We start from the raw sequence: 4,359 nt of genomic DNA, 5'->3' as shown, positions 1-4,359 counted from the left end.
ACAAACCTGAGGGCGACCCACGTCACGGCTTGATCTGTACCACACATTAAACCCCGGCGATCCTTATTTGTCATCGCTTTGATGGATAGATACACGGCTGGAAAATTGACGCTCTTGTTGTTCGACAATTTGCCACCCACCACCACACGACAGTGCAACTCACGCTTAGCACGATCAACCTCTTCTACGACCATTTCCACCCGACCATCATCCAGCAGAATGACTGCACCTTCCGGTACTTCGTCTGCGAGGGGTTCGTAGGTGACCGAACTAATCGTTTGTGTCCCAGGCCTAATATGACTGGTTAGGGTAAATGGATCGCCCTTTTTCAACTCAATCGCTCCGTTTTCGAACGTTCCGAGGCGAATTTTGGGTCCCTGTAAATCTTGCAAAATCCCTACAGGCTGGTTCAATTCAAAGGACACCTGGCGAATCATCCGAATACTGCGCTGATGATCTTCGTGGGTACCGTGGGAGAAGTTGAGCCGTAGCGTTGTAGCACCAGCTTGGATCAAGTCGCGAAGCACTTCAGGCTTGCTGGAAGCGGGGCCAATCGTTGCAACAATTTTTGTTCGACAGACAGAGTGATGCAGTTGCATGAATCGTTTCGCGGGGAATAGGACGTTTGGATGGTAAGGACGTAGTAAATCTTGTCCTTTAATACCGGGTAGAGACTGGGTTCGTCAATTAAATAAGCTGAACAAATAGTTAAGAGATAAATTTAAACGTTAACTTATGAAGAGCTAATAAACACATCAATATAGAGCTGAATATATCTAGATTTTTAAAATCAGCACATTGGATACTATCACGTTTGGCTGTAGCATTTGCCATAAAAATCCCTGTCCAAGCTTAGACAGGGGGAACAAACCACTAGATTAAAGGTTTAGATTGGAGGTTTCTGGAACAAGGAAAACCAACGCAGAAAGGGCGATCGCCCTTCTGTAATCGTCTTCCGTCGCAATCAGTTATTCAACATCCGTCCGGTACCGCCATCTTCTGGATCGAGGAAGGGGCGAAGGTCGATGGCATCTCTAGAGCGACGGGGGGTGCTGGTAGTGACTCCTGGAATATCCGATAAGTCTACATTTAAAAGATTACCAAGCTCGTCCACAATGGCATTTTGCTGGGAATCAGTAAACGTGGTAACTGCATCCGTCTGCATCCCATTATCAGCAACCGCCAAATTCTCGAAAACGCGATCGCGCGTGAGTTGGGGATCCTGACCGGGAGGCACGGTTAGCACAATCCGACAGGAGGAATTGGCCTGGGTGGTGACGCAAATGGTGTCATAGCCATTTTCAACCCCCGTTTTCAGTTCCAATAGCCCATCAGGACGGTAGGACTCTAGGCGACGGCTAATTTCATTGCAGCGGGCTTGGGGCGTCCATCCTCCCCCCAGTTCGGTGGGAGTAGCCCAAGCATAGGCCTGATTGGGCTGACTGGGTGGGTAGTAAGCAACGGTGTAATCCCCGTTCATAACTTGGCACCCGAAGCGGGGGGAAGTATCGTCAATGGGTGGAGCAGCTTGGGGATCGGTCGTCGTTGTAGTTGTGGTGCTGGGGGTGCTAGTCGATTCGGTCGTCGTGGGGGATTCAACGTCCGTGGAGGCGGAGTCGGTGAAGAGATCCACAAGATTGAGGAGTTCGTTGGGCAGTGGATTGGCGATCGCTTGTCCGATGCCAGCACTCGTTACCGTAAAGGTAGCAAGGGCAAGTCCAGCACTGAACCGACGGATGAATGATGCTTGCACAGGTGACGACATAAGCGCAAAGTCCCTCCAAACACGGATAGAGATACGTTAAGGCTTAACTTTACAGCATGCCTTTAAAAGCCGAAGACGAATACTGGCTGATGATAGTTCCTAACCATTTGAAAAAGTTGCACAGTGAATGTTGACATTCAGCGTCATCCTAGTTGTGAGCAATATCCCTCGTCTGGATGAACTGAGCGAATGGAACTGAAAATCCAATGAAGACGAACGAATACTTAAAGGTGAGTGACGTCATCGATTGGCAGCATCCCGACGTGATGGAATGTGCTATTCAAATCGCATCGGGCTATGAAACGCCAATGGCGATCGCCAAAGCGTGTTTTGAGTGGGTGCGGGATGAAATCTGTCACAGTGTTGACTATCAAATGAACCTGTTAACCTGCCGTGCGTCGGATGTCCTCAAACACAAAACTGGCTATTGTTTTGCTAAAAGCCATTTGTTGGTAGCCTTGCTACGGGCAAACCAGATTTCCTCCGGATTTTGCTATCAGCGCCTGAGTATTGACGACAAAGGTGCGCTTTTCTGTCTGCACGGTTTTAATGCTGTTTATTTGCCTCGTCTTGGCTGGTATCGGGTTGACGCTAGGGGCAACAAACCCGGAATTAATGCTCAGTTCGATCCCCCTCACGAACAGTTGGCCTATGGGATTCAACACCCTGAAGAAGCTGACTTTCCAGCTATTCTGTCCGATCCGCTTCCGATTGTTGTCGAAGCGCTGCACTTCCAAGGAACGTGGGATGTCATGCTTCATCGTCTTCCAGATATTTCATTGGAATCTGCTCAAACGTACGGTCTAGTGGCACAGCGCTGGCCTGTACTGTAGCCGTGCGACCTGGGGAAAATAAGCAGGTGCACCCGAAAGGATTACACCCGCTCCCAGAGGTTACCGCCAAATACGCTGACCCATACCCTGGTCTATATCGGTGAAATGCTGCACTACAAACATTCCATCCCGATGGGCTTCTCTACGATCCCCTAGCGTTGAACTGCAAACTCGAACTCTTTGGTTGGCTCGTTGTACCGTTTCTCAAGCCAGATCCGAATTTCGGACTCACTGTCAAAGGTTGCATGCACATTAGACACCGGGTCGTAGACATGCCAAATGGTCACGCCCGAATGATTGATCTTTTTCCAGACTTTGGGTTCGTCGCCATCAAACATCCATCGCGAGAATCGCTGGCTCAAAGCACGCCATGCAGACCTTAAGTTAACTGAAGTAATGGGAACCTCGGCGTCTAATCCGTCAAAGCGTAGGAGATGATGAATCCAAAACGCTGTAGTTTTCATGATGAAACCTCCTTTTTGCTGAGTGAGAGATACGAATCTGCCTACTCTCGTCGTGAAAACAAATTCGTGCCTAGGGGGATCAAGCGGAACCATCGCCACAATCTGACCAACAAAGTCAGCACAGCACCGCTAAAACCTTTGCAATGCGGTAGCGTATGGCTCCCCACACCTTCAATCTAGGCTTTGGCTTTCAAAGTTTCAAAATGTAACAGTCATGATCACCATGAATACTATTCATGCTTCAGGGGGACGCAGAGGAGTGCATATTTCTGGCTAGCCTGAATACGACAAACGATGGGGTGGGATGTCATCATGAAACCTGTCTGCCTAGAAGGTGCAGTCCATCGCTGGATCGGCCTTCGTACCCTTAATCAGGATGCCTACGCATGAAAGAAGGCTACCTCGAGCGAATTAAGCTATCCCAATTACGTTCATTTGTGGCAGTTGCTGAGTGCGGAAACTTCACTGAAGCAGCGCTGAGTTTGAATGTGTCGCAGTCTGCCATTAGTCATGCGATCGCCAGTTTAGAAGAAGAGTTGGGTGTGATTTTGGTGGCACGCGGTCGCCACGGTGCAACCCTTACCCCTGTTGGACAATCGATTTTGAGCCACGCCCAAGACATTATGCAGTCGATCGACAAGATTGGGCATACCGCTGAAGCCGCTAAGGGACTGGAAGGTGGCCAGGTGCGGATCGCATCGTTTCGGAGTGTATCGACTCACATTCTTCCTGCTGTGATTGCCAAATTTCGTCATGCCTTTCCGGCGATCGCCATCACTATCACAGAGCACCAAACCCTAGATATCGTCGAGCAACAGCTTCGTCATGGATTGGCGGACATTGGCTTTACCTACTTACCTGCCTCCAGCGACTTCGACGCCTGGGAACTGTTTCGAGATGACTATATTGTGCTTTTACCTCCCTCGGCTAAGGGGTTTCACGATCCCATTACCTGGGACGAGTTGAAACGCTATCCGCTTATCGTGACCCCTGCGGAAGATGGGTGTCGAATCCTCCTGCGGCGTGAGTTTGCCAAGCATAATCAAACCCTAAATGTGGCCTTCGAAGTACGCGAGGACTCCACCATTGTGAGTATGGTGGGGCAGGATTTGGGAGCAGCGGTCATTGCCAGACTAGCGGCTCAGCCGATTCCGCCTCACGTCCAGGTGTGTCGTCCTCCGATCCCGCTAGAACGCACTATTGGCGTCGTTACGTTAGTCGAAGCGATGCATACACCAGCGGTCTATGCGTTCCTGGATGCGTTACAAACGACGAAGCTAGAGCCTCTGAAATGGGC

5 protein-coding genes are annotated in these 4,359 nt (G+C 50.0%); 2 read left to right on the top strand and 3 right to left on the bottom strand.

Features of this window, described 5'->3' with window-relative positions; translation table 11 throughout:
* Both IGR76_08150 and IGR76_08145 read right to left on the bottom strand, forming a co-directional pair.
* Positions 1-599 (bottom strand): pyruvate kinase (locus IGR76_08150; GenBank protein MBF2078478.1); only part of this gene is annotated, 599 nt, incomplete at its 3' end.
* A 365-nt stretch (positions 600-964) separates the two neighbouring features.
* On the bottom strand, positions 965-1,765 hold the full coding sequence (locus IGR76_08145) for a hypothetical protein (protein ID MBF2078477.1): 801 nt from the start codon (positions 1,763-1,765) through the stop codon (positions 965-967).
* Positions 1,766-1,971: 206 nt separating this feature from the next.
* Between IGR76_08145 and IGR76_08140 the strand changes: the two genes are divergently transcribed.
* Positions 1,972-2,598 carry a transglutaminase family protein gene (locus IGR76_08140; GenBank protein MBF2078476.1) on the top strand — a complete coding sequence of 209 codons (627 nt, stop codon included), beginning with the start codon at positions 1,972-1,974 and terminating at the stop codon, positions 2,596-2,598.
* 152 nt (positions 2,599-2,750) lie between these two features.
* On the opposite strand, the gene IGR76_08135 is transcribed toward IGR76_08140, so the two are convergent.
* Positions 2,751-3,062, bottom strand: coding sequence for a hypothetical protein (locus tag IGR76_08135; GenBank protein MBF2078475.1), 312 nt, complete (start codon positions 3,060-3,062; stop codon positions 2,751-2,753).
* 386 nt (positions 3,063-3,448) lie between these two features.
* On the opposite strand from IGR76_08135, the gene IGR76_08130 reads away from it, so the two are divergent.
* A partial coding sequence (locus IGR76_08130) for a LysR family transcriptional regulator (protein MBF2078474.1) occupies positions 3,449-4,359 on the top strand: 911 nt, incomplete at its 3' end.

The sequence above is a fragment of the Synechococcales cyanobacterium T60_A2020_003 genome (assembly GCA_015272205.1).
Taxonomy (GTDB): Bacteria; Cyanobacteriota; Cyanobacteriia; order RECH01; family RECH01; genus JACYMB01.
Note: the sequence above shows the minus strand (reverse complement) of the source record. Positions and strands in the feature narration are given on the sequence as shown.

Bases quoted from the DNA above. Each gene is read 5' to 3' on its own strand.
- IGR76_08140 (MBF2078476.1), top strand. From the start codon at position 1,972: ATGAAGACGAACGAATACTTAAAGGTGAGTGACGTCATCGATTGGCAG.
- IGR76_08135 (MBF2078475.1), bottom strand. From the start codon at position 3,062: ATGAAAACTACAGCGTTTTGGATTCATCATCTCCTACGCTTTGACGGA.
- IGR76_08145 (MBF2078477.1), bottom strand. From the start codon at position 1,765: ATGTCGTCACCTGTGCAAGCATCATTCATCCGTCGGTTCAGTGCTGGA.